The organism is Hyalangium gracile (assembly GCF_020103725.1).
In the GTDB taxonomy this organism is placed as follows: domain Bacteria; phylum Myxococcota; class Myxococcia; order Myxococcales; family Myxococcaceae; genus Hyalangium; species Hyalangium gracile.
Genome location: NZ_JAHXBG010000014.1, coordinates 123,196 through 148,519 on the forward strand (window position 1 = coordinate 123,196; position 25,324 = coordinate 148,519).

The following is a 25,324-nucleotide window of genomic DNA, read 5'->3' on the forward strand; positions in this document are numbered from 1 at the left end:
TCAGCCCGGCTCCATCTCCTCCATCTCACCGTCCTGCTCGGCCCCCGCGGGGCGGACGGCCGGCAGGCGCAGCAGGGACCACTGCTCCCCGGCCTTCCACGCCACCTCGCCGGACAGGCCCCAGCCGGCGCGCACGGGCTCCCGGCCCTCGTACTCCAGCCAGAACACCGCCTCGTCCGGGCGGGCGGCCTGATCCAGACAGGCGATGCGGGACACCGGACGGTGGCCCTCGCCTCCCAGCGTCACCGCGAACCCCTTGTGCGAGTGCCCACACAGCACCCAGCGCGGCCGGAGGGTGTCCACCAGCCGCCGCGTGATGGGGTTGCCAATCCAGTAGGACGGCAGGGGCCTGCCGGTGGACAGCCCCTCGTCCCGGGCGCGCTGGACGATTCCGCGCGGCCACTCGTGCACCAGCAGGATGTCCACGTCCCGGACACCGGAGATCTTCTCCACCTCGGGCGCGCGGAAGTAGCCGGCCTGCTTCGCCGTGTCCAACGACGCCGGCCGCTTCAGCGGCTGCTCGAAGAAGCGCGGCGCGTGGATGCCCGACAGGTAGGCGATGCGCAGCCCCTTCACCTGCCGCAGCCCCGCACGCCCCAGGTAGTGCACGTTGGGCGCCAGCTCGCAGCCCTCGGGCGTGTCGTGCAGCGCCTCGAAGTCCTCGTTGTTGCCGCCAATGAAGTACAGCGGCCGCTTCATCCGCTTCAGCCCGTCCGCGTACTCGGCGAACTCGGCCGGCATGGCGCGCTTGGCCGCCTTGCGCCGGTGGTCATCCGCGCGCCGGAAGGCCTCCACGTCCCCCACCGCCAGCACCAGATCCACGGGCCTACCGCGCGCCGCTTCCAGCGCATCCATCCACGCCTCCACCCGGTGGAAGCGCCCATGGATGTCTCCCACGCCGACCACGAGCTGGGATTCTGGAGGCATCGTCCGCCCTTGAACCTGCCGCGCGCGAACTCCCATGTCGAGCGGGAATTCCCTCAGGTGTACAGAAACAGTGAAAAGCGAAAATAACGATGGGGACGCCCCGGTTGGGACGCCCCCACCTCACCGCCCGTTCCAGACCCGCGCTAGCAACCCAGCGGGTAGTTCACCTCGACGAAGGCCCCCGGCGGGGGCGCGGCCCCCATGTCGAAGAGGACGGAGTTGGTGGCCGCGTCGTAGCGCCACTGGGAGGCGACCTCCACGCCGTTCACCCGCACCGTGATGGCCGCCGGGTCCGCCGGCACGTCCGAGAGCGGGAAGCTGCGCTTGGGGCCGAAGGTGCTGTCCGACAGCTTCTTGAGCGAGCTGGCCCAGTTCGGCGTGCAGATGCTCTCCACGACGCCGCCAGTGGCCTCGGCCAGCTGGATGTAGCGGCTGCCCGAGCTGCTCGCGGTGGCGCAGGAGGACAGGTCCCGAGGACCGACGATGGCGGAGACGCTCAGCTTGCTGGAGTCATTGTCCTTCAGCGACTTGAAGTACGTCTCGTAGAAGGACACCGGCTGCGAGGAGAAGTCCTCCTCGTCCGACACGAAGATGAGGGCCAGGCGCGCGTCCGAGCGGAGGAAGCCGCCGTTGCCGTCCGAGGCCTGCGGCGTGCGCGGATCATCGACGCTGTGCATCAGCGGCTCCGAGAGGGCGCGGTAGGCGCCGTCCAGGCCCTGCTCGTTCCAGTGGCACACGCCCACCTGGGTGTTGTGCGCGAAGACGCTGGCCGCGTTCGCGGTGAGCGGGGTGATGACGCGCGGCGCCGAGCCGTTCACCGGGAAGAGCCGGCCGTTCTCGCCGCCCTCCGCGCCCCCCGGGCACTGGGACCAGCCGCCCGAGGAGGGGTCCAGGCCCGTGGTGGTGACGCCGATGTGGTAGTCCACGTCGGACTCGAGCGCCGAGCTCATGAAGGCCGCGAAGTTGGCACCCAGGCTCTGCTGCTCCTCCATCATGGAGCCCGAGTTGTCGATGACGAAGAGCACGTCGACCTTGGCCCCGGACTCCTGGAGGAAGGTGTCCGTCTTGTCGGTGTTCTCGGAGGCCTCGCCCACCAGGCTGGCCGTGTAGAGGGAGCCCTGGCCCAGATCGAAGCGCAGCGCCGCCAGGTCCACGCCCTCATCCACGGGGTCGTACTTCGCCGTCACGCGGAACTGCGCCCCGGCCGCCAGCGTCAGCGGGAACGCGGGAGCGTCGGTCACCTGGAACTCCTGGCTGACGCGCTCCACCGTCATGCCGTGCACCGTGACGGGGCCCACGCAGTTGTTGTAGGCGACGAGCTCCCGGGTGCGCGGCTCGCACGTGAGCTTGGTGAGGCCGAACGCCAGGTGGGTGGGCTGCACGGCGAAGCAGCCCTGCACGCCCTTGCCCTGCACGACGACCGTGGGGTGGCCGTAGGTCGGGTGGTTCACCCACGTCTCCGCCAGGCCCCCGTAGGAAGCCTCCGCCTCCGGCTTGAAGCGCACGAGCATCGTGGCGTGCTGCCCCGGCTGGAGCACCCGGTTCTCCACCCGCGAGGAGGTGAACACCTCATCCGTGCCCGTCGCCAGCTGCATGGAGGCCAGGTAGCAGGCCGAGGAGCCGGTGTTGCGCAGGGACACCCCGAGCACCACCTCCGCGCCCACCGGCACCTGGCCGAAGTCGAGCGCCTGCGGCGACAGCGCGTACTGGCACGGCGGGAAGACCTTGCCCACCCCGGACAGCGCCACCCCGTCCGTCGCGACGGCGGTGCCCAGGCGCGTCGTCACCGCCAGCTGGCCCACGGCCTCGCCGGCCCCGGAGCGCGGGGTGAAGGTGATGCCCACGAGGGTGGAACTGCCCGGCTCGAGCGGCTGGCTGGCCGGCGCCTGCGCCAGCGTGAAGAAGCCACCGCGCGTGGTGTTGAGGTTGAGATCGCTCAGCAGCACCTGCTCACGGCAGCGGTTGATGACCTCCACCTGACGGGTGGCCGACATGCCCTCGGCCACCTCGCCGAAGTTGACGAGCCGCGGCTGCACCGCGATGCAGGACGAGCCACCGGCCCCCACCATGGCCACCTTGGGCCCGGGCGCCGTGGAGTTGGCGGCGCGGACCTGGATCTCCACGCGACCCTCGGGCACCTGGCCCTGGGCCAGCGGCGAGAAGGCCACCCGGACCTCGGCGGACTCGCCCGGCTTCAGGGTGTTGTTCGGCGGCACCTGCGCGCTCACCACCCGGAAGGTGCCGTTGCCGTTGGCGATGAGGTTGGCCCCCGTGTAGCTCATCGGCTCGGTGCCCTGGTTGCGCACCATGATGCGCTCCTCGGCGGTGGCGCCCACGGCCACCCGGCCGAAGTCCACGCGCACCGGAGAGATCTCCAGCTGGGACGCGATGCCCATGCCCGTGAGCGCGACGACGGCGGGCGCACAGCCCTCGCACACCGCCACGCGCACCTCCGCCATCGCCGTGCCCAGCCGCGTCGGCTTGAAGGCGAAGGGAATGGCCCAGTCCTGGCCCGCTTCCAGCATCACGTCCTTGTGGCTCACGCTCGAGGAGAACAGGTCGGCGTCCGCCCCCACCACCTCCAGGCGCACCGGGCTGGCCACCTTCGTGGGGTTGTGCAACACCAGGTTGCGGATCTCCACGGTGTCCAGCTGCACGTTGCCGAACTCGAGCGCCTGGCTCTTCACCTCGACCCAGGCCTTCACCCCCTGGCCCGAGAAGGCCACCTGCGAGCCCTTCCCGTCCGACTCCGCGTCGGTGAAGATCTCCACCACGCCCTGGACCGCACCCTCCACGTCGGGAGAGAAGCGCACCTCCACCTCATGCTCGCCACCCGCGCTCAGCGTGAAGGGCTCGAAGGGCAGCACCTCCACGTTGGGGACGCTGACCGTGGCGCCCTCCACCCGCAGGGTGGCGCGGCCCTCGTTGGCCAGCTTCAGCTTCACCGTCTTGGCGGAGCCCAACGCCGCCGGGCCAAACTCGAGCACCTCGGGGCGCGCCGCGAACGCGGTCCGTGCGCCTCGGTTGCTCGAGCTCGGCCGATCACACCCCGCCGCCGCCGCCGCCACGCACGCCCACGCCGCCAGGAAACACCACCGCCGTCCCCACATAAGCTCCGCCTCCCAGGACATCGACGGAGGCGACCTCTGCAACCGGAGTGCCCAGCCTGAGAAGCCGAGGAGTCAACGGGGCAAACACGCCGGCCGACGTGGGCAAAAACCCGGACTTGGGGTGGAAAGAAAGTGCCCTGTACGGAGGTCTCTGAAATTTCTTCCGGAGTGCCCGGAGGAGCACGGAAGAAAGCGCCCCTGTTTTACGGGATGGGCCGCCCTGACGGCTTGGGTGCCGCGCTGCCCCATCGCCCGAGGATCCCCGTTCCCCAGAGCACACCCACCACGCACACCACCGCACCGAGCAGGGCCAGCGGCGCCACCGGCTCCGCGAGGAAGAGGGCCCCCAGCACCCAGGAGAAGGCCGGCGTCAGCTGCGAGCCCACCCCCCCCATGGCGGTGGTGACGTAGCCCATGGCGTAGGTGAACAGCATCTGGCCGGCCACCGAGGCCAGCCCCACGCCGACCAGGAGCAGCCCCGTATGCGGGGTGAGGGGCCGCCAGTCGGCCAGTGCGAAGGGCAGGCCGAACAGCAGCCCGAAGGCGCAGAAGGAGAGGAAGACGGTGGCCGCGTCCGTGTGGTGGCGCAGGGCACGCATGGCCACCACGGCCGCGCCGCTGAAGACGGCGGACAGCATGCCCGCCCACGCGCCCACTCCAAAGGAGAGCGCCGGCGTCTCCATCGAGGTGCCCCAGATGACGAGCCCCGCGCCCACCGTGGCGGCGATGAGCCCGCCCAGCAGGTGTCCGCTGACGCGCTCGTTCAGGAAGAAGAAGCCGAGCACGGATCCATAGATGGGCCAGCACGCGTTGAGCAGCACGGCGGGCCCCACGGCGAGCCGATCGATGCAGACGAAGTAGAGGTAGACGGAGGCCCCACCGAAGATGCCGCGCATGGCCCACAGACTGAAGCTGCCGAAGCGGGGCTTGCGGCGCAGGAGGGGGAAGTAGCCAGCCAGGAACACCAGGCCCACGGCGAACCGGCCGCACACCACCTGGCCCACGGACAGCTGGCCCGAGAGCATCCGGGCGAACAGCGCCATCAGCGCGAACATCAGACTGGCGAGCAGCAGCAGCGGCATGCCCCGCCAGCGCTCGGGGAGGATGAAGCCCTTCATCGAAGTGGGCGGCACCGTAATGCAGAACGGCCCGGCACCCCAGCACCCCTTGTAAGGGCGGCCTGCCTGGCCCCTCGGGGTGGAAATCACCTTGAAATCCAGGATGTTCAGGAACACTCACGCCACAAAGGGCAGAAAGTCCGCTACCGGAACGCCCTTTCAGTGCTAGACCGCGCGCCCATTATGTCCGAGCCCGACGTCATCACCATTCGCGGAGCCAAGGAGCACAACCTCAAGAACGTCTCGCTGGAGATCCCGAAGAAGAAGCTCGTGGTCTTCACCGGGGTGTCCGGTTCGGGGAAGAGCTCGTTGGCGTTCGATACCCTCTACGCCGAGGGCCAGCGTCGCTACGTGGAGAGCCTCTCGGCCTATGCCCGGCAGTTCCTGGGGCAGATGGAGAAGCCCAAGTACGACACGCTGAGGGGACTGTCTCCCACCATCTCCATCGAGCAGAAGGCGGCCAGCAACAACCCGCGCTCGACGGTAGGCACCGTCACCGAGGTGCATGACTACCTGCGCGTGCTCTACGCCTCGGTGGGCGTGCAGCACTGCCCCAACTGCGGGCGCAAGGTGGGCAAGCAGAGCGCGCAGCAGATCGTCGACGAGATCCTCAAGGCCCCGGCCGGCTCCAAGGTGCAGCTGCTGGCGCCGCTGGTGATCAACCGCAAGGGCGAGCACAAGGATCTGCTCACCGAGGCGCAGAAGAAAGGATTCTCCCGCGCGCGCATCGACGGGAAGCTGAAGAACCTCGAGGAGAAGATCGAGCTGGACAAGAAGTCCAAGCACGACATCGCGCTGATCATCGATCGCCTGGTGCTGAAGGCGGACCTGCGCAACCGGCTGACGGACTCGGTGGAGACGGCGCTGCGCGAGGGCAAGGGCACGCTGATCGTCACCGAGGATCCGGAGACGCTCAGCGCGGACCGGGTGATGAGCGAGCTGAACGCGTGCCACGCCTGCGGCCTGTCGTTCGGCGAGCTGACGCCGGCCTCGTTCTCCTTCAACAACCCGCTGGGCATGTGCACGGACTGCAACGGCCTGGGGACGAAGGCGGAGATGGACCCGGACCGCATCGTCCCGGATCCGGGGCGGAGCGTGCGGGACGGGGCCATCGAGCCGTGGGCCAGCGGGATGAACAAGGGCGAGGGCTGGACGGCGGACTTCGTGGAGAGCCTGGCCAAGGCGTTCAAGATCGACCTGGACGTGCCCTACGGGAAGCTGTCCGAGCGGGAGAAGAAGACGCTGATGTACGGCTCGGACGGGAAGACGTTCACCGTCGAGTGGGGCGAGGGCGGCAAGTACAAGATGGAGTGGGAGGGGCTGGTCCACAAGCTGATGCGCAGCTTCAAGACGACCACCTCCGAGTCCATGCGGACGTACTACCAGAAGTTCTTCAGCGACAAGCCGTGCCCCACGTGCAAGGGCGATCGCCTGAAGCCGGAGAGCCGTGCGGTGAAGGTGCACGGGAACTCGCTGGTGGAGCTGAGCAAGCAGACCATCTCCGAGGCGCTGCGCTTCCTGTCCGAGCTGAAGCTGTCGGAGAACGAGCGGAAGATCGCCACGGAGCTGCTGAAGGAGATCCGCAGTCGGCTGTCGTTCCTGGTGGACGTGGGGCTGGGGTACCTGACGTTGGACCGGACGGCGTCCACGCTGTCGGGCGGAGAGAGCCAGCGCATCCGGCTGGCCTCGCAGATGGGCAGCGAGCTGACGGGCGTCATCTACATCCTGGACGAGCCCTCCATCGGCCTGCACCAGCGAGACAACGGCAAGCTGCTGGGCACGCTCAAGCGGCTGCGAGACCTGGGTAACTCCGTCATCGTCGTGGAGCACGACGAGGAGACGATGGAGGAGGCGGACTGGCTGGTGGACTTCGGGCCTGGGGCGGGCGAGCTGGGCGGCCAGGTGGTGGCGCAGGGCACTCCGGCGCAGGTGATGAAGGACGAGCACAGCCTCACGGGGGCGTACCTGTCCGGGCGCAAGGAGATCGAGATCCCGGAGCAGCGGCGCAAGCCTGGCAAGCAGAAGATCGTCATCCAGGGGGCTCGGGAGAACAACCTGAAGGACCTGGACGTGGACATCCCGCTGGGCGTGCTGACGGCGGTGACGGGGGTGTCGGGGGCGGGCAAGTCGACGCTGATCAACGAGATCCTCTACCCGGCGCTGGCGCGGCACCTGTACGAGAGCCGGGAGATTCCAGGCCGGCACAAGTCGATCCAGGGGATGGAGCACCTGGACAAGGTGATCGACATCGACCAGCGGCCGATCGGGAGGACGCCGCGGAGCAACCCGGCGACGTACACGAAGGTGTTCGACTCGATCCGCGAGGTGTTCGCGCTGACGCAGGAGGCGCGAGCGTTCGGCTACACGTCGGGGCGCTTCTCGTTCAACATCAAGGGCGGGCGCTGCGAGTCGTGCGAGGGCGACGGCGTGAAGCTGGTGGAGATGCACTTCCTGGCGGACGTGTACGTGCCGTGCGAGGTGTGCCAGGGCAAGCGCTTCAACGAGGCGACGCTGCGGGTGCGCTACAAGGGGAAGAACATCGCCGAGGTGCTGGAGATGAGCGTGCGCGAGGCGATCCAGCACTTCGGGGCGCACAAGGACATCATGCGCGTGCTCCAGACGCTGGAGGACGTGGGGCTGGGGTACATCCGGCTGGGGCAGAGCTCGCCGACGCTGTCGGGCGGCGAGGCGCAGCGCATCAAGCTGGCGAGAGAGCTGGCGCGAGTGGCCACGGGGCGCACGCTGTACATCCTGGACGAGCCGACGACGGGCCTGCACTTCGAGGACATCCGCAAGCTGCTGCTGGTGCTGAACCGGCTGGTGGAGGCGGGAAACTCGGTGCTGGTGATCGAGCACAACCTGGACGTGATCAAGAGCGCGGACTGGGTGATCGATCTGGGGCCGGAGGGAGGCTCGGGCGGCGGCAAGCTGCTGGCGGTGGGCACGCCGGAGGAAGTGGCCAAGGTGGAGGCGAGCCACACCGGGCGCTACCTGGCGCACGTGCTGAAGAAGGCACGGCGGCAGCGAGTGGGTCAGCGGGTGGAGACGGTGAGCCCCCTGCCCTCCTGGAGCGCGGACGGGGCGACGGCGTAGGAGGGCTAGCTCAGGCGAAGAGCTCAGCCACCTGCAGGGCCAGGCCGGGCAGAGCGGGCGACCCCAGGGGCTCGCCCGCGGCGACCGTGCGGATGCCGAGGTAGCGGCCCTGGGAGGTATCGGGCGCGATGTAGACCTCGACCGCGCGACCGGCCACATCCACCACCCAGTACTCGGGGATGCCGGCGCGGGCATACAGCCGGCCCTTGAGCATCCGGTCCACGCGCAGCGAGTCCACCGCCACCTCCACGACCAGCAGGGCGGTGCTCGGATGCTCCTGGGCGTGCTCCTCTTCCTCGCGAGTCACCACCGCGAGATCCGGCTCGGGCTCGCTGTCGGTGCCGAGCGAGAGCGGGAGCTGGACACGCACCCGGCAATCGGGCCTGCGCGCGGCCATGAAGGACTCGGACATGCGTGAAATCACCAGCGCGTGAGGCCGGCCCTGCGGTGCCATGTCGACGATGAGCCCCTCCAACAGCTCGACGTGCTCATCCTCCCCGAGCACTCCGACATGAAGCAGGCGGCGGTACTCCTCGAGCGTGAAGCGCCTTGGGACGATCAGGCTGGACTCGAGCGCATCCAGGGAACGCATGGCGGGACTCCTCGCTCGAAGAACGTAGCCCTGGGCCTTGGGCCGGGTCCATCTCGTCGGCTGACCGCTGAGGAGTAGCTGGCAACCAGGCAAGCCCGTGTTCCCCTGCCCTTTGTCAAAGGGGAATAGATGCGAGAGACACGATTCCTGCCCTCTTGTTCAGGAGACGAGATGCCGTTCTCGCTGCTCCGCTGGAGCATCGCGATCCTCATGCTGTGCCTGCTCGTCCCGTCGGTCTCGGTGGGAGCGGAGCTGCGGAAGCGTGCCGCCAAGGTGGCGAAGAAGAAGGCGCCGCCGAGGCGGCTCATCAATCCGAAGAAGCTCGTCCGCATCTCGGGTGGGAAGCAGCTTCGCCACGACGCTGCGGCAGCCTTCGAGCGGATGTACTCGGAGGCGCGTGACGCGGGGCTGTGGCTCTGGGTGATCAGCGGGCACCGCTCGTGGAAGCAGCAGAAGTACCTGTACCGCCTCTACCGGAAGGGGCTGGGTGCGCGGGCGGCACGACCTGGCAGGTCGAACCACCAGCGGGGCACAGCGGTGGACATCTCCGTGGGCAGCATGAACACGCTGACGTACGAGTGGCTCGCGGCGAACGCGTGCCGGTTCGGATTCCGGCGCACGGTGCCCTCGGAGCCGTGGCACTGGGAGTACCGGCCGCGCACCACTCGGGCACCAGACCTGGGAGAGGACTGCCTGGGTCGGCCTGTGGAGCCCGCGAACGGGGCGTCTCCAGGAGTCGCCACGCCCAGCCCGAGCTGAGCATTCTTCGCTACTGTGTCGAAGCTGGTGACGAAGGTCCCTGACAGACGCCTTCGACACACGCGAGGCCTGGAGCACAATCAGCACCCACCGTGCACCCAGAGTCCAGTGGACAGTCTCCTGCTCTTCCTCCTGCCATCCCCGCGAAGAGGAATGTGCCATGGCCGATGAATTCGCGTATGGCCTTGTTGCCCAAAGACGTAGAGAAGTCATGCTCAAGCCTGACTAGATCATCTTCCTCCTCATCAACCTTAGCGTTGATGGTAAGGTAAACTTGGGCATTGATCTTCTCCTTGATGGCGATGGCAAGATCAGAGGCTGTTCCAGTGATGCGAATGAACTTGCGATCTTCCTCGTCAGACCTTGTCCAATTGGCCGGAACAAATTCGAAGATGATGGGGGAGTTGATACCATCATTGAGAATGAACCTCTCTCCGCTGTCCAAATCGCCTGGGGCGCCAATCTCGATCCTTCCCGTGGCCTTCGCCGCGCTGCGCTCAGCAGTGCACCATGCATTGCAACTGCCGCAAGCGCTGGCATTTCTATCGTCACAGACTTCGCCTGCCTTGGCATTGATGTAGCCATCGCCACATCGCGAAATGCGGCACAGTTTTGTGCACTTGGCGGTCTCGCCCCTCGTGTCGCACTCCTCTCCAGCGGAGGCATTCACGAGTCCATCACCACACTCACGCAACGTACAGTCAAGGTCGCAGGTTGCTGACTCGCCCCCGGTATCGCACTGCTCAGGACGTGAGGCCTGTGTGGCAACGACTCCGTCCCCACACCGCGCCCGCTTACAAGTATTCAGACAATCATCTGCATCGTCGACATTGCCGTCATCACACTCCTCGCGTGGATCCAATTGACCGTCCCCACAGTCATCGTCCGTGGCAGTACAGTCGGCACTGCACCCATCGCCGCCCGTGCGATTTCCATCATCGCACTTTTCGCCTGGGTCCCGAATTCCGTTGCCACACGTCTCATCAGAACGACAATTCGCGCTACAGCCATCCCCACCCATCGCATTGCCATCGTCACACACCTCACCCTCGGTGATGTCGATATAGCTATTGCCACACACCTCTACTGACTTGCAGTCTCCACTGCAGCCGTCCCCACTGGAGGTGTTACCGTCGTCACAGACCTCGCCCTTGGCAACGTCCACATATCTGTTACCGCAGTCTTCCGTCGACTTGCAATCCGCGCTACAGCCGTCTGCGCTGACGTTGTTACCGTCGTCGCACTGCTCACCCTTGACGGCATCTAAATACTTGTTGCCGCAGACCTCTGTCGACTTACAATCAACGCTACAGCCATCCCCGCTAATTGCGTTACCATCGTCACAGACCTCACTCGAGACAACATCTTGGTATTTATTTCCACACACTTCAGTCGACTTACAGTCCGCGCTGCATCGATCTCCGCTCGCGTTATTGCCATCGTCACATTCTTCACCCGAGTCCAGCGTGTTGTTGCCGCAACGCTCGTCAGAAGTGCAGTCCTCGCTGCACCCATCATCACCTTCGACATTCCCGTCATCGCACGACTCTCCCCTGTCGACGACTCCGTCGCCACATGAAGTGCTGATGCAGATGTCCTGAGCGAGAGCACACCTCAGTCCGGGAGGGCAGATACGCCCCAGAGAGCAGATCTCGCTTTCCGCCTCGACACAGGACACGAGAGGAAAAACCATCAACGCAAGCATGGACAGAATGCGGGGGCCGCGAGCACTTAGAATCATCATTTCTCGTCTCATCCGGAACCTCAAAACTGGATAGACATCACGAGTTCAGTCGTCCCACGCCCCAAATGGATCGCGACACGACTCTCCTGATCACATTCATCAGGGGTAAGCCGATATGGCTGGGCACGGTTGATGAAGGCAAACACCCCCCCTGCGACTGCCAGCGCTCCTCCCGCACCGGAGATAACTATTCCCACCTTCTGAAGGCGCTCCCCTCGACTGCTCAGTTTAGCGAACGTAGGAGTCCCTGTGCAGCCACCAGAACCGCACTCCTTAGCTCGCGTATCGAAGGCGTGAATATCCCTGCGCCCTAGCAGAGTCATCGCGGCCCCCCCAGCTACGAGCCCCGCTCCTGCGCTAAACGCCGCCCACGGCTTCCACGTCGGCCACTTCCGGCGATACCGAGTGAGCGCACTGTCGTCATACAGATTGGAGATGTGGAGTCGGATCTCCTCGCCCTCACGAGGCGTTCGGATCCTCTCGTTGGGAGGGTACCCCTCCTTAACGACGACGAAGACATGCGAGCCCGGTAGCACCCAGCCCTTGAAGTGGTCCGGCCCCGTGAACAGCACCCGCCCATCCATCATTACCGAGGCCCCAGGGACATCGCAGGAGACGTCGACCCGAACAAGTTGCTTCTCGATGAAGGCCCTGAGCTTGCTGGCATGTTCCAGCATCTTCTTGTCCAGCGGCGCTTCTCCGTAGCGCATGGCCGCTTCCAGATGCTCACGAAGTTCCAGCTTCAAGCCAGAGTCCATCAACGCCAGCGAGAGATTGTAGTGAATGGCAGGGTGATCCCAGCGTTTGAGCGATCTCCGATACAGGTCGGCGGCCTTCAGGAAGAGGCCCTGCTCGTAATATCCGTTGCCCTCCTGGAACAGCGCAGCAGCTGCGCCCTGGTCTTCCTGAGAGACTCCCTGGGACCAAGGGCTACGAGTGCTGGTGTTGAGTTGCTGATGCAGCGGCTGCGCGGCGGCCAGAGGGGCAATGAGCAGTAGCCCAAGCGCGATGCCGAATATGGTCCGAGACATTCCCATGCGATTCCTCCCTACTCCTTCAGCTCTGTGGCATGGGTGCCGCGCTTCTTGAGTTCTTCGATCAACTTCAAGTCCTCGTCTCGTTTCTTCGTCAGCTGCTCCAAGGCCTTGCTCAATTCCTGTTGTGCTTTCATTGCTTTCGCGGCGTGCCGGTCCGACATCCACCGCATGAACTTCGCGCGTTTGTTCGCCAGCGCTTCCTTGTGCAATGTCTCTACCAACTCGTCGTTCGTTCCCTGGAGCCGGGCGTACGCAGCCTCGAGCTCCGTGCTTGCCTTCGTCTCTCGCGTCAGTGCGTCCTCGAGCTGCTTCTGGACGGCCGTCACCTCGGCAAGACTCTTCTGCGCCTTGGCCTCAGAGCTGCGCGCATGCCGCGCCTGCTGTTCCGCCTCCTCCTTGGCCATCACCGCTTCCGCCCGTGCTTTCTCGGCCGTCACCTGCGAGGTCCGAATCACCACCATCGCCACCGCGGATGCGGCCACCAGCAGCACCAGGAACACCGCCGAGCCCACCAACAGGACGCGTCTGCGCCGAACCGTTCGCGCCGCTTGGGCGAGGACCGCCTCGAGGAAGTCCTGCTGCACCTGGGGAAGTTCGTCTCGATTGCGGCGCTGAAAACGCTGCGCTTCCTCCACCATCTCACCACCCCACAGCAGCCCGCTGTCGTACTCCTTGGCTTGCCACTGCCGGGCCGCGTTGCGGAGCTGCTCCAGGAAGACCGCATCCTCCTGGTTCTCGTCCAGCCAGCGCTTCAACGTCGGCCAGCCGTGGATCAGCGACTCGTGGACGATCTCCACCGTCGCCCCGTTGGCGTCTCCGCCCGTTTGCACCACCAGCAGTCGTGCCTGCACCAGGTAGTCCGTCAGCCGCTGGAGCTCCGCAGCATCCCGTGTCAGCGCCCGCAGCTCTTCCATGGAGGCAATGGCACGGGTGCGCTCCGCCGACACCAGCCGCAGGAAGATGGACCGCACCAGGGCCAGTGCCTGCGGAGAGAGTTTGTCCAGAACGGTGTCGGCGTGCCGGGCCAGCGCGCCCTCGATGCCTCCCATGGCGTTGTAGCCCTGCACCGTGAGCAGCTTGCGCGCCGGGTCCCGCTGCTCCCAGAGTTGCGTGGCGGCGAATTGCAGCAGCGGCAGCGCTCCCTGTGCCGTCTCCAGGTGCTGGAGGATGGTCTCCACCATCTCTGGCGTCTCGAACGAGTAGCCTGCCATCTCCGCGGGCTGCACCAGCGCGTCACGTAGGCCCTCACGGCTCGGGGGTGGGAGGAAGAACAACCCCTGCCCCAGCTCGGCCATGAAGCGCTCGTCCTCGGGCACCCGGTCCAGGAAGTCGGACCGGATGGAGAGCACCACCCGGATGGGTGACGTGGCGTCGTCCGCGATGCCGGACAGGCACGCCGTGAACGCCCGGCGCTCCTGCTCGTCGGGCACCTGCGTGTAGAGCTCCTCGAACTGATCGACGAAGAGGAGGATCCTCCGCCGCTGGTGCCGAGCCCGGCTGCGCAGCACCGAGCCCACGTACCCTGGCTCGGCGCGCACCTGCTCCACCAGTTGGTGGTACTCCTTCAGGTCCTGCGCCAGCGACGCCGACGTCATCAGCGGCGCGACGAGGCTGGCCAATGCCGCCAACGGCTGCCGGCCCGGACGGACCACGAGCGTTTCCCACGCCTCGCCCGAGCGCTTGAGCACCGGCGCCACACCCGCCCGGACGAAGGAGGACTTACCCGCGCCAGAGGGCCCTACCACCGCCATCAGCGGCCGCTCATGGATCCGATGCACCAGGGCCGCGATCTCGCGAGAGCGCCCGAAGAAGCGATCGGCATCCTCCTCCTGGAACGCGCTGAGCCCGGCATAGGGCACCTCGTCGATCCGCAGCTCCCGGTTGTAACGGCCCGGTAGGAACGGCTCCAGGGCCCGGATCAGCGACACCGCATCCGGGAACCGCTCCTCCTTCCGCTTGAGCAGACACCGGTCCACCACGTCCGCCAGCGCCTGCGGCACATCCGGAGCCACCGCGCGCAACCGGGGCATCGGCTCATCCAGGAAGGCCGTCACCGCCAGCTGCGGCCCTCGCAGCGGATCGAGCGGATGCTTCCCCGCCAGCATCCGGAACAGGAGGATGCCGACTGCCCAGATGTCCGTCCGTGCGTCGACCTCCGCGCCCCCGCGCCACTGCTCCGGGGACATATAGGCCAGCGTCCCCACCAGGACGCCGCTGCGCGTGAGGTTGGACAGCTCATCCGCGCTCACGCCCGTCACCGTGGGCATCCGAGTGACACCCGTGCTCTCGGGCGAGAGGTCCGGCCCCTGGAGCACCTTCGCTATCCCGAAGTCCAGCACCTTGATGGTGCCCGAGTCCGTCACCAGGATGTTCTCCGGCTTGAGGTCCCGGTGGACGATGCCGTTCTCATGCGCCGTGGACAGCGCTCGCACCACCGGCAACATCAGCTCCACGGCCCGCGCGGGCGGCAGCCGCTGCGCACCCACCAGCTTGTGCAGCGGCTGGCCCTGCACGTACTCGAGCACCATGAACGGGCTGCCCTGGTACTCACCCACCTCGTAGATGATGACGATGTTCTCGTGGCTGCAGCGAGCCGTCGCCCGGGCCTCCAGGATGAAGCGCCGCGTGGTGTCCGAGTCCGTGCTGTGCAGGAACTTGATGGCCACGCGCCGCCCCAGCCGCGTGTCTCGCGCCAGGAAGACCGCTCCCATTCCCCCCGCCCCAACCTGGCGGATGAGCTCGTACTGATGGATTCGAGTCCCGGGCAGCAGCGCCGGGCCTGGGCCCTGCACCCCTGCGGTGGACTCGCCCCCTCCACGGGTGGTGGGCGAGGGAACTGGCTGGAGCTTGCTCATTTCCGCTTCGTCTCTGGACGCAATGGCTTCCCAATTCAGGGAAAGCGCGAACGTCCAATCAGATACATCCACGCGCGCAGACGCGGCTGTACCCCTCCAGGCGACTACCCCGACGCGGGCAGCCAGGAGTCATCCCAGGTTGTCTTGAGCCTCATCCATGCGGTAGGGACAGAGGGCTGATCGTTGGAGTCCCACCCTCCCGCCGAGACGCCCCCGAATGGCCGAGACCACCCCCGCGTCGAACAACCGCTTCCCTCCGCAGATCCCCTTCATCATCGGCAACGAGATCTGCGAGCGCTTCAGCTTCTACGGGATGCGCAACATCCTCATGGTGTTCCTCATGGACTACCTCCTGAGGAACGTGAACCCGGACCCGGCCATCCGGGAGGCGACCGCCAAGTCGCACTTCCACCTGTTCATGTCCGGGGTCTACTTCTTCCCCCTCTTCGGCGGGTACCTGGCGGACCGCTTCCTCGGCAAGTACCGCGTCATCCTCTGGCTGAGCCTCCTGTACTGCGTGGGCCAGTTCTCCCTCGCCCTCTTCGTGGACAACAAGTACGGCTTCTACACCGGCCTGCTGCTCATCTCGCTGGGCTCGGGCGGCATCAAGCCGTGCGTCTCCGCCATGGTGGGCGATCAGTTCACCGCCGAGAACAAGCACCTGGTGAAGAAGGTCTTCGCCATCTTCTACTGGTCCATCAACTTCGGCTCGTTCTTCGCCTCTCTCTTCATCCCGCTGGCGCTCAAGCACCTGGGCCCCGCCATCGCCTTTGGCATCCCGGGCGTGCTGATGCTCATCGCCACCATCATCTACTGGGCCGGCCGGCGCCACTACGTCATGGTCCCCCCCACGGGCCAGAACCCGCACTCGTTCCTCAAGGTCGTCTTCTCCGCGCTGGGCAACCTCAAGGAGCGCAAGCCTGGCGAAGGCTGGCTCTCCGCCGCCCGCAAGCAGCACCCCGAGGAGGCCATCGAGGGCGTGCGCGCCGTCTTCCGCATCAACCTGCTGCTGATGCCCACCATCCCCTTCTTCTGGATGCTCTTCGATCAGAAGGCTTCCACCTGGGTGGTGCAGGCCAAGGCCATGGATCCCCAGGTGGGCTCGTTCACCTTCCAGGCCAGCCAGATGCAGTTCGTCAACCCGGCCCTGGTGATGATCCTCATCCCGGTGCTCGCCGCCGTCGTCTACCCCGCCTTCCAGAAGGGCGGCTGGGAGCTCACCCCGCTGCGCCGCATGCCGCTGGGCCTGGTGATCGGCGCGCTCTCGTACGTCGTCGCCGGCTACTACCAGGTGGTCATCGAGGGCGGCACCCAGCTCAACATCGCCTGGCAGATCCTCCCGTACATCGTGCTCACCATCGCGGAGATCCTCGTGTCCACCACGGGGCTGGAGTTCGCCTACACCCAGGCCCCCCGCGAGATGAAGAGCGTGGTGCAGAGCCTGTGGCTGCTCAACTCCACCCTGGCCAACGTGGCGGTGGCCATCGCCGCCCAGCTCAACATCTTCACCGGCTCGGCCCAGTTCTTCTTCTACGCGGGCCTGGCAGCCCTGGCCGGCGTGGGCATGGCCCTCATGGCGCGCGGCTACAAGGTGCGCGACTACTACCAGGAGACGCAGCCGCCCATCCCCGTGGGCGAGCACGCCGCGCCCAAGCTGGCCACCGTCACCAAGAGCGCCTGAGCGGCCGCGCACTCGGAGTGCGCGTGGCGTGGCGAGCAGCGCTTGACAGGGGTGTGAGCGGACCGATTCGATGCGGCATCCATGTCCGCTTCCCCCTCCGGCGTCGAGACGCCCCCTTCGGCCTCCCCCACGGTTGAAGCGGCTCCGCCTGCCTCCCAGCCCTCGCGGGGCCACCCCAAAGGGCTCTACATCCTCTTCTTCACCGAGATGTGGGAGCGCTTCAGCTACTACGGCATGCGCGCCCTGCTCGTGCTGTACCTGCTGAACTACCTGCAGTTCCAGCCCGAGGACTCCTCGGCCGTGTACAAGTGGTACACGAGCCTCGTCTACCTGACGCCGCTGCTCGGCGGCTTCCTGGCGGACCGGTTCCTGGGCATGCGCGCCTCCATCATCCTGGGCTCGGCGCTGATGGCCGTGGGCCACTTCCTCATGGCCTTCGAGCCCCTGCCCTTCTTCTACTCGGCCCTGGCCTTCCTCATCATCGGCAACGGCTTCTTCAAGCCCAACATGTCCACCATGGTGGGCAAGCTGTACCGGCCCGGCGACGCGCGGCGAGACGGCGCCTTCACCATCTTCTACATGGGCATCAACCTGGGGGCCTTCATGGCGCCGCTCATCTGCGGCTGGCTGCGCCAGAACATGGGTCCCACCCCGGGCATGGGCTTTCACTACGGCTTCGCCGCCGCTGGCGTGGGGATGGTGCTCGGCCTGGTCATCTTCGTGCTCGGCCAGAAGCACGTGATGCGCGCCGTGGAGGAGGCCGGCAACCTGCACGAGGTGATGCCCCAGAAGCGCTCGGGTGGCGCGGGCTCCTCCTCCGCCGCCCTGGAGCCGGGCGAGAAGGTGCCGGGCATCGCCGGCCTGGGCGGGGCCATCACCCGGCTGCTGCCCCCGCTCCTCTTCGTGATCGCGGCGGCGCTGCCCGCCCGCTTCCTCTACCTGGCCGCCACGAAGCAGGCGCCGTGGACGACGGTCATCATGCCCCTGGCCTTCGCGGCGGTCAGCGCGTGGATGGGCTTCACGCTGCGCACGGTGAAGGGGGCCTCGCGAGACAAGAGCACCGTCATCTTCGTGTTCTTCGCCTTCTCCGTGCTCTTCTGGATGGCCTACGAGCAGGCCGGCAACGCGCTCAACGTCTGGGCCGAGTACAACACCCGCAAGGCGGACGCGGGCGTGGAGATCTCCGCCGAGTACTTCCAGTCCCTGCCCGCCATCTTCATCATCCTCTTCGCGCCTCCGTTCGCGCTGATGTGGACGGCGCTGGCCCGCCGGGGCTGGGAGGTCCCCACCGTGGCCAAGCTGCTGGTGGCCCTGCTGCTCATCACCGCCTCGGATGTGGTGATGGTGGGCGCCGCGACGGCGGAGGACGCCACCATCTCCCGCGTCTCGCTGGCGGGCGTGCCGCGGGAGATCAAGCTCGAGCAGCTGAACGCGGGCCGCTTCAGCTACGATCCGGCCACCCAGGAGCTGTCCGTGCGCGGCGTGCTGGCGCCCTTCGCCGTCACCAGCGCGCTGCGGCCCACGGTGGACCCGACCTACCTGAAGCAGGTGGACGCCCTGGAGGCCGCCTCGGTGGCCGCCGCTCCGGAGCACCCCGTCACCTTCCAGTTCGAGAGCCTGCCCTCCGGCTACACCTTCCCGCTCACGGGCGAGGCGGCCCAGAACCTCGTGAGCGGCTGGGACGAGCGGACACGCACGCTGACGCTGGTGGACAAGCTCAGCCCCGTGGCCAAGTCACGGCTCGTGGGCGCCGGAGCGCAGCCCGAGTGGCGCCAGGCCATCACCGCCCTCGCCGAGAAGAGCCAGGCGGCCCGCGTCAGCGGCCTGTGGCTGGTGTTCAGCTACCTGCTGGCCGTCTTCGGGGAGCTGTGCCTGTCCCCCGTGGGCCTCTCCATGGTGACCAAGCTGGCGCCGGCCCGCTTCGCCTCGCTCTTCATGGGCGTGTTCCTCATGAGCAACGCCGTCGCCCAGTACGTGGGCGGCAGCCTGGGCGAGATGTGGGGCCGCATCGTCCCCACCAGCTACTTCGCCATCTTCGTGTACGCCTCGCTGGTGGGCGCGGTGCTGCTGCTGCTGCTGCTGCGCCCGCTGCGGCGGCTCATGCACGAGGTGAAATAGCCGCCCGCCGCGCGGCGGCTCAGGCCAGCTTGCGCGTGCGGTCCGCCTGGGTGCTCTCGGCGCTCTTGAGCGGCAGGCGCACCTCGCACCGGGTGCCCTTGCCGTACTCGCTGCTCAGGTGGATCTGCCCGCCGTGGCGCAGGATGATGCGCCGGCAGAGCGCCAGCCCCAGTCCCGTGCCCTCTCCCGCGGCGCGCGTGGAGAAGAAGGGCTGGAAGAGCTTGTCCATGTCCTCCGGCTTGATGCCCACGCCCGAGTCCGACACGGACACCACCGCCATGTCCCCGTCGCGCTCGGTGGCCACCTTCACCCGCCCGCTCACGCCCACCGCGCGCAGCGCGTTGTCCAGCAGGTTCACCCACACCTGGTTGAGCGAGCCCGGATCTCCCATCACCGGCGCGTCGCACCGGTAGTCCCGCTCCACCACCACGCCGGTGGGCACCCGCCACGCCAGCACGTTGAGCGTGGAGTCCAGCGACAGATCCAGGTTCACGGGGATGGGCTTGTCGCTGGAGCGCACGAAGGACAGCAGCGACTCGGCCAGGTAGCGGATGCGCGTGCCGCACTCCTCGATGACCTCGATCATCGCCTTCGAGGTGTCCAGATCCGGCGGGCTGCCCAGGACGCTGTCCTTCAGGGGCAGCAGCGCGTTCATCAGCCCGTTGAGCGGGTTGCGCACCTCGTGGGCGAAGCCGGAGGTGAGCAGGCCCGTGGCCGCCAGCCGCTCGTTCTCCGCGGCGCGCACCGCCGCCTCGCGAAGCCGCAATTGCGCCTCGATGCGGGCCAGCAGCTCGCGCGGAGAGAAGGGCTTGCCCAGGTAGTCGTTCGCCCCGACGCCCAGGCCCTCCACCTTCTCGGACACCTCCTGCCGGGCGGTGAGGAGGATGACGGGGATGTCCGCCGTCTCCGGCATGCCGCGCAGTTGCACCAGCATCTGCAGACCCGACATCACCGGCATCATCACGTCCGAGACGATCAGATCCGGCCGCTCCTTGATGGCGCGCTCGCAGCCCTCCTCGCCGTTGACGGCCTCCAGCACCCGGTAGTCCGAGCGCAGCACGCTGGTGACGAAGGCGCGGATCTCCGGATCGTCCTCCACCACCAGCACGCGCGCCGCGTTGGGCGGAGCGTCCTCCAGCGCCGGCATCCCCGCCTCCGAGGGGACGGAGCCCGGACGGACCGCGGGCAGGCCACCCGGGTAGGAGCGCCGATCGCGGCGCACCGGCAGCTCCACCAGGCGGCGGTCGCGCAGGTCCTCGCGGATGTGAGCGGTGCCCTTGGGCAGCTGCACGTGGAAGGTGGAGCCGCGGCCCACCACGCTCCTCACGCCGATGCGGCCCGCGTGCAGATCCACCGTCTCCTTCACCAGCGCCAGCCCGATGCCCGTGCCGCCGAAGCGGCGCGTGCCGGTGGAGTCCGCCTGGGCGAAGCGGTCGAAGATGACGGGGATGTCCTGGGGCGCGATGCCGAGGCCGGTGTCCACCACCTCCACGTGCACCGACGTCTCGTCCTCCGTCAGGCGAACGGTGACGGAGCCCTCCTGGGTGAACTTGAGCGCGTTGGAGATGAGGTTCTGGAAGACGATCTCGATGCGCTCCACGTCCGCGTGGATGGCGGTGACAGTCTTGCCCTCCAGCGCCAGGCGGATGCCCTTCTTCTCCGCCATCACCTTGAAGGGCGCCAGCAGCGTGCCCAGCAGGCCGTACAGCTCCACCGGCTGGTAGCGCAGCCGCGTCTTGCCGGCCTCCATCTGCGCCAGGTCCAGCAGGTTGTTGATGAGCTTGAGCAGGCGCTGGGCGCTGCGGTCCATCGTCGCCAGGTGCTGGCGCACGGCGCCGGGGATGGTGGCCGGATCTCGCTGCAGCAGCGACTCCAGCGACAGGAGGATCAGCGTGAGCGGCGTGCGCAGCTCGTGGCTCACGTTGTCGAAGAACTCGCTCTTGAGCCGCGTCAGCTCTTTCTGCGTGTTGAGCGCCGTCTCCAGCTTGGCGTTCGCCTCGGTCAGCTCGCGGGTGCGCTCGGAGACGCGATCCTCCAGGGCCACGTTGCTCTGGAAGACTTCGTCGTAGCGCCGCTCGAGATCCCGGAGCGACTGCTCGAGGCCCTCGTTCTGCGCGGCCAGGTACTCGTCCTTGCGCTTCACCTCCTGGCGCGCGTCCATCCACGCGCCGAAGAAGGCGGTGCCCAGCGCCACCGAGGGCACCAGCACCGGCAGCGGCCCCAGGCCCATCAGCCCCATGCCCGTGCCCACCGCCACGCCGGCCAGCAGGCCCGCGCCCATGCGCCAGCCGCGCACCGGCTCGTGCCAGGTGAGCTCGTAGCGGCAGCAGTCCGCGCCGCGCACCTGGCACTGCAGCTCGATCACCCGCGCCGGAGGGATGTTCCAGATCGTCGGCAGGTAGGCGAACTGGGCCATGCGGCCCTCGCACAGGTTGCGGTTCCGCTCGGGCAAGGTGCTCTGGTACGCGAGCACCATGTGGCTGTTGCTCAGCACCTCGATGCTGAACTGGCCCACCCGGTTGAACGTGGCCCCCAGCTCCACCATCTTCCGGTAGCAGCTGGCCGGCGTGCCGAACGTGCGGAAGATGTGGAACAGGAACCCGAGCGCGTCGGGCGTGGCGATCAGCATGCTCGCCTTGCGCGGCAAGGCGGGATCCCCCGACTCGATGACGAGCGCCTCGACCAGTCGCTCCAGGAAGTCGAGCGACACGAAGTTGGTCATCGTCGAGACGTACTCGAGCGAGAGCTTGAACCCCTGCCGTGCCCAGAACTCGCGCAGGCGCTGCTCGCCATAGTGCCGCCGGAAGTACAGCAGCACGAAGGCCAGCGCGCGCACTCCGATCTGCGGGGCGTCGTCTGGGATCACCTCCGGCGGCGCGGCCAGGGCCGCTTCAGTCGCCTGAGAGGGAGGAGTGGGGTTCATTACTGCTTTTGCCCTTCCGTGATCAGAAGGACAGAATACTTCAGAGTGTCTGGATCGCCCAGCATCGCCAGGTAGCGGCGGGCGAACTCCTGGTAGGCAGCCAGGCTCCCGAAAGCGGGCGCGGCGATGGGCTCCAGCGCCTTGAAGCGGGTCGCCCAGTCCTCCATCTGCCGGGCGTCCGCCGCTCCAGCCACCACATACAGCGGCGCCAGGTGCACGCGGATCTGGCTCAGGCCCGCGCGCCGGAACAGGTGGAACATCTTCCGGCCCACCTGCACGTCCACCCCCGCGGCGGCCTTGGCGGCGGCGGCGAGCTTCTGGATGCCTTCGCGGAGCTCCTCCGGAAACGGCCAACCCAGATCTCCCGGACCATCCACGTCCGCCACCACCACCCGCCCACCGGGGCGCGTCACCCGCAGCAGCTCCGCCAGGCCTTCCTCGGGAGCCGGCAGATACTCGAAGACGAACTGGCTCCACACGTAGTCAAACGCGTTCGCCGGCAGCTCCGTCTTGCGCACATCCGCCTGCACGAAGCGACACTGCTTCAGTCCCGAGCACAACGAGCGGGCCTCGGCCAGGCGTTTGTCGCTCGAGTCCAGGCCCACGACGCTCCCACCTGGGCCTACCACGTCGGCCATCACGGCGGTGATGAGCCCGGGTCCGCAGCCGGCATCGAGCGCCGCCATGCCTGGGGCCAGCCCGGTGTTCAGCAGGTGGCCGCGGACGGGCAAGGCGCGGGCCTGCTCCAGCAGCCGCCGCGTCTCCCCCTCGGACTCCATCACGTAGGCGCTCACGCCGCCGCGTCCTCTTCCTCCTGCTGGGACAGGCGCACCGAGCGCGTCTGGAGGCGCTCGAAGACGGCGGCCATCAGCATCTGCCAGGTCCGGGCGGTGCTGCGGTGGAAGGTGTGCTCGCAGACGCGGCCGAACCAGGCGAAGCCCATGGAGATGAGGGCCTCCACCTCGTCATCCTGCACGAGCGCCAGCGCCGAGGGCTTGCCCTGCTCCCAGGCGAGCTCGATGCAGCGGGCGGCGAGCGCCTCACGCGCCGCGGCGGCCTGGGGGTGGAGGGGATCCGGCACGATGAAGCAGAAGGCGTTGTTCATCTCCGGCCAGCTCAGGCCCCGGGTGGCATCCTCGGCGAGCGCGATGGCCAGCGGCCCGTGCTCTCCATCCACCACGAAGATGGAGCGCTCGCGCTTGAGCCCGTAGTTGGCGAAGCGAGCGCCGATCGTGGGCATCCGCGCCTCGGAGGCCACCAGATCATCCGCCATCAGCCGCACCACCTCGCCGCGCGAGCGCAGGTAGCCCTCGATCCACTGGAGATCCGCCTCCACCGCGGGCCGCACCGGCAGCAGCCCACGCCGCGGCCGTGGCGCCTCGGAGAGCGGCAGGCGCATGTAGTTCAGCGTCCGCAGGCTCGTGAGGCCGTCCAGGTGCATGCTGCGGGCGATCCAGCCGAAGACGCGATCCGGCCACTTGTTCTGGATGCGCCAGTAGACGCGCACGTAGTTCACGTCCTCGAGGGACTCGGCGTAGTCCACGCTGAGCGCGGACAGGTCCCGCGAGATGCTCTCGCCCCGGCGCACCGAGGGCAGCACCATGAGGTGCTGGAGCATCCAGGTGCGCGAGTACGTCCGCACCCCGGACGCGTGGCCGATGAGCTGCAGCCCGTCGCGGTAGACGAACGAGCGGGCGATCTCGTCGCTGGCGGCGGCCAGCTTGCGGTGGGTGTCCTCCAGCACGTCCAGGTGCGGCCCATCCTCGAACGGGTAGTCGGGATAGACGTGGCGCACCGTGCGGACGATCTCCCAGATGTTCCGGAAGGGCTCGTTGGAGCCGTCCCACACCTGCGGGCAGCGGGCCTGGACGAAGGCGTTGGTGACGGCCTGGCGCGCCTCGGGCTGCACGTGGAGCAGCCGCACCCCACAGCGGAAGGGCCGGGCCATGCCGCCGGCGGTGTGATCCAGCAGCGGCGCGTTGTCGCGCACCTCGGCGCTGCAGGGCGCTCGCATCCCATCCGGCAGCACGAGGGTGAAGTCATGGATGGCCAGCCCGACCGGGAGCACCTCGCGGGCCGCGTCGTAGACGAAGGACAGCCCCACCGCGTTCAGGTCCATCACCGGGTGCTCGAGGCGCTCGCCGGTGATGGGGGACACGAAGGAGATGGCGAAGGGCTGCTCCTCTCCCGCGCGGAACCGCGCGCTGTTGCGCCGGTGGTACATGGAGAGGCTGCGCGGCACCGACAGGACCATCCCCCCATCCTCGATGCGAAGGACGGAGGCCCAGCCGCTGTAGCTCTTGCCGCTCAGATCGAAGGCCACCCGAACCACGTCTCCCCTGTTGGGGGACCAGTGCTGGGGGAGCGAGCAGCGCAGCTCGGGGTGGTAGTGCTCGCCATCCTCCACGAGCGTTGCCGTCAGCTCCTCCTGCGTCCGCACGCCCTGCACCAGGGAGCACTGGAGCACCGCGTGCTGACGCAGCGCGCGCCGCAGCACCGCGAGCACACGGACGATGTCATCCAGCGTGGCCAGCTCCACGTAGCCGATGCTGGCGCCCGCGCGCTCGATCTGGACGCCGACGCGGAAGAAGGCATCTTCCCGCGTGCGCTCCAGCCCGATGTGCCGCACGAAGCCGCCGCCGGCGCGCAGGATGACCTGGCCGGCGCGCTCCAGCCGGAAGTCGAAGAGCCGGGTGCCGGGCGGTAGCCGCTCGATGGGGGCATCCACCGGCAGCCTCAGCAGGAAGCCCTCATTGCCCACATTCAGGCACCGGGTATGCAGCTGCTGCCCGTCCACGGTGAACGAGGCCTCCAGCCCCACCGTGGGGACGCGGCGGGAGGAGCGCTGACGCATCAGCTCGCCCAGGCTTCGCGTCATCTCCTCCACGGGGATGGTGGGGTCCACGGTGTGGAACTCGTGGCCCTCGGCCGCAACGTCCACCAGTTCACGCATGGCCTCCGTCTGGGACTTGGGACACAGGAAGACGCGAAGCGCCCGTGGCGCCAGCCGATCGAGATCCCGGATGAACCGCCGCGCCTCCATGGCATCCGCGAGCACCACATCCGGCACCCGCTCCGCCAGGGTGCGCGCCGCGTCATCCCGGGAGGACACCGCGACGATCTGCCGGGGGGACAATGCCGCCACCAGCCCGGCGCGCAGCACCGGATCCGGATGGACGATCAACACCGACTGCTCTTGCGCGACCATCAGCACCTCCTGCAGCGCGCGCCTTCGGTGCTCTGCCGGGCCTGCATCATCACAGCCTCTCCATGCGCGCCAGGGAGCGCCCCGACCGCTGCCAGAGGCGCGAGCCAGGGAGCGAAGTCAGCGAAACAAAAAGGTAACCGCTTTCCTGAGTGAAGAAAA

At 67.6% G+C, this 25,324-nt stretch carries 14 protein-coding genes and 1 pseudogene; 4 read left to right on the top strand and 11 right to left on the bottom strand.

Annotation, left to right across the window (positions count from 1 at the left end; genetic code table 11):
* The 3 genes from KY572_RS27150 to KY572_RS27170 all read right to left on the bottom strand — a co-directional run bounded on the left by KY572_RS27150 (position 1) and on the right by KY572_RS27170 (position 5,155).
* On the bottom strand, positions 1-927 hold the full coding sequence (locus tag KY572_RS27150; RefSeq protein ID WP_224245884.1) for a metallophosphoesterase: 927 nt from the start codon (positions 925-927) through the stop codon (positions 1-3).
* Between the two features lie 143 nt (positions 928-1,070).
* On the bottom strand, positions 1,071-4,037 hold the full coding sequence (locus tag KY572_RS27155; RefSeq protein WP_263452041.1) for a choice-of-anchor D domain-containing protein: 2,967 nt from the start codon (positions 4,035-4,037) through the stop codon (positions 1,071-1,073).
* Between the two features lie 203 nt (positions 4,038-4,240).
* Positions 4,241-5,155: a DMT family transporter gene (locus KY572_RS27170; RefSeq protein ID WP_224245885.1), complete on the bottom strand. Its 915-nt coding sequence runs from the start codon at positions 5,153-5,155 to the stop codon at positions 4,241-4,243.
* Between the two features lie 183 nt (positions 5,156-5,338).
* Between KY572_RS27170 and uvrA the strand changes: the two genes are divergently transcribed.
* Entirely contained in the window at positions 5,339-8,248 is a 2,910-nt protein-coding gene (gene uvrA, locus KY572_RS27175) for an excinuclease ABC subunit UvrA (RefSeq protein ID WP_224245886.1), read from the top strand.
* A 10-nt stretch (positions 8,249-8,258) separates the two neighbouring features.
* Here uvrA and KY572_RS27180 read toward each other — a convergent pair whose 3' ends face one another.
* Positions 8,259-8,840 carry a Uma2 family endonuclease gene (locus KY572_RS27180; RefSeq protein WP_224245887.1) on the bottom strand — a complete coding sequence of 194 codons (582 nt, stop codon included), beginning with the start codon at positions 8,838-8,840 and terminating at the stop codon, positions 8,259-8,261.
* Positions 8,841-9,011: 171 nt separating this feature from the next.
* Between KY572_RS27180 and KY572_RS27185 the strand changes: the two genes are divergently transcribed.
* Positions 9,012-9,599 (top strand): M15 family metallopeptidase, encoded by a 588-nt coding sequence (locus KY572_RS27185; RefSeq protein ID WP_224245888.1) that lies wholly within the window; start codon positions 9,012-9,014, stop codon positions 9,597-9,599.
* A gap of 10 nt (positions 9,600-9,609) precedes the next feature.
* Here the strand turns inward: KY572_RS27185 and KY572_RS27190 are convergent, their stop codons facing one another.
* From KY572_RS27190 to KY572_RS27205, 4 genes and pseudogenes are all read right to left on the bottom strand, one after another.
* Positions 9,610-10,269 (bottom strand): hypothetical protein, encoded by a 660-nt coding sequence (locus tag KY572_RS27190; RefSeq protein WP_224246018.1) that lies wholly within the window; start codon positions 10,267-10,269, stop codon positions 9,610-9,612.
* A 135-nt stretch (positions 10,270-10,404) separates the two neighbouring features.
* Positions 10,405-11,355 (bottom strand): annotated as a pseudogene (locus KY572_RS48210) (DUF4215 domain-containing protein); the annotation flags it as partial.
* A gap of 8 nt (positions 11,356-11,363) precedes the next feature.
* Positions 11,364-12,380: a tetratricopeptide repeat protein gene (locus KY572_RS27200; protein ID WP_224245889.1), complete on the bottom strand. Its 1,017-nt coding sequence runs from the start codon at positions 12,378-12,380 to the stop codon at positions 11,364-11,366.
* 11 nt (positions 12,381-12,391) lie between these two features.
* Positions 12,392-15,235 (bottom strand): serine/threonine-protein kinase, encoded by a 2,844-nt coding sequence (locus KY572_RS27205; protein WP_224245890.1) that lies wholly within the window; start codon positions 15,233-15,235, stop codon positions 12,392-12,394.
* A 217-nt stretch (positions 15,236-15,452) separates the two neighbouring features.
* On the opposite strand from KY572_RS27205, the gene KY572_RS27210 reads away from it, so the two are divergent.
* Both KY572_RS27210 and KY572_RS27215 read left to right on the top strand, forming a co-directional pair.
* Positions 15,453-16,916: a POT family MFS transporter gene (locus KY572_RS27210; protein ID WP_224245891.1), complete on the top strand. Its 1,464-nt coding sequence runs from the start codon at positions 15,453-15,455 to the stop codon at positions 16,914-16,916.
* Between the two features lie 81 nt (positions 16,917-16,997).
* Positions 16,998-19,034 carry a peptide MFS transporter gene (locus KY572_RS27215; RefSeq protein WP_224245892.1) on the top strand — a complete coding sequence of 679 codons (2,037 nt, stop codon included), beginning with the start codon at positions 16,998-17,000 and terminating at the stop codon, positions 19,032-19,034.
* A gap of 19 nt (positions 19,035-19,053) precedes the next feature.
* Here the strand turns inward: KY572_RS27215 and KY572_RS47885 are convergent, their stop codons facing one another.
* The 3 genes from KY572_RS47885 to KY572_RS27235 are packed head-to-tail and all read right to left on the bottom strand — an operon-like array spanning position 19,054 to position 25,165.
* Positions 19,054-21,957, bottom strand: coding sequence for an ATP-binding protein (locus tag KY572_RS47885; protein WP_317987907.1), 2,904 nt, complete (start codon positions 21,955-21,957; stop codon positions 19,054-19,056).
* Positions 21,957-22,751 carry a methyltransferase domain-containing protein gene (locus tag KY572_RS27230; protein ID WP_224245893.1) on the bottom strand — a complete coding sequence of 265 codons (795 nt, stop codon included), beginning with the start codon at positions 22,749-22,751 and terminating at the stop codon, positions 21,957-21,959. The genes KY572_RS47885 and KY572_RS27230 overlap by 1 nt, the downstream gene beginning before the upstream one ends.
* Positions 22,748-25,165, bottom strand: a complete 2,418-nt coding sequence (locus KY572_RS27235) for a helix-turn-helix domain-containing protein (RefSeq protein WP_224245894.1) — start codon at positions 25,163-25,165, stop codon at positions 22,748-22,750. Before KY572_RS27235 ends, KY572_RS27230 begins: the two co-directional genes overlap by 4 nt.
* Positions 25,166-25,324 lie beyond the last annotated feature (159 nt).

Bases quoted from the DNA above. Each gene is read 5' to 3' on its own strand.
- KY572_RS27170 (WP_224245885.1), bottom strand. From the start codon at position 5,155: ATGAAGGGCTTCATCCTCCCCGAGCGCTGGCGGGGCATGCCGCTGCTG.
- KY572_RS27150 (WP_224245884.1), bottom strand. From the start codon at position 927: ATGCCTCCAGAATCCCAGCTCGTGGTCGGCGTGGGAGACATCCATGGG.
- KY572_RS47885 (WP_317987907.1), bottom strand. From the start codon at position 21,957: ATGAACCCCACTCCTCCCTCTCAGGCGACTGAAGCGGCCCTGGCCGCG.
- KY572_RS27180 (WP_224245887.1), bottom strand. From the start codon at position 8,840: ATGCGTTCCCTGGATGCGCTCGAGTCCAGCCTGATCGTCCCAAGGCGC.
- KY572_RS27205 (WP_224245890.1), bottom strand. From the start codon at position 15,235: ATGAGCAAGCTCCAGCCAGTTCCCTCGCCCACCACCCGTGGAGGGGGC.
- KY572_RS27210 (WP_224245891.1), top strand. From the start codon at position 15,453: ATGGCCGAGACCACCCCCGCGTCGAACAACCGCTTCCCTCCGCAGATC.
- KY572_RS27200 (WP_224245889.1), bottom strand. From the start codon at position 12,380: ATGGGAATGTCTCGGACCATATTCGGCATCGCGCTTGGGCTACTGCTC.
- KY572_RS27155 (WP_263452041.1), bottom strand. From the start codon at position 4,037: ATGTGGGGACGGCGGTGGTGTTTCCTGGCGGCGTGGGCGTGCGTGGCG.
- KY572_RS27215 (WP_224245892.1), top strand. From the start codon at position 16,998: ATGTCCGCTTCCCCCTCCGGCGTCGAGACGCCCCCTTCGGCCTCCCCC.
- KY572_RS27235 (WP_224245894.1), bottom strand. From the start codon at position 25,165: ATGGTCGCGCAAGAGCAGTCGGTGTTGATCGTCCATCCGGATCCGGTG.
- KY572_RS27185 (WP_224245888.1), top strand. From the start codon at position 9,012: ATGCCGTTCTCGCTGCTCCGCTGGAGCATCGCGATCCTCATGCTGTGC.
- uvrA (WP_224245886.1), top strand. From the start codon at position 5,339: ATGTCCGAGCCCGACGTCATCACCATTCGCGGAGCCAAGGAGCACAAC.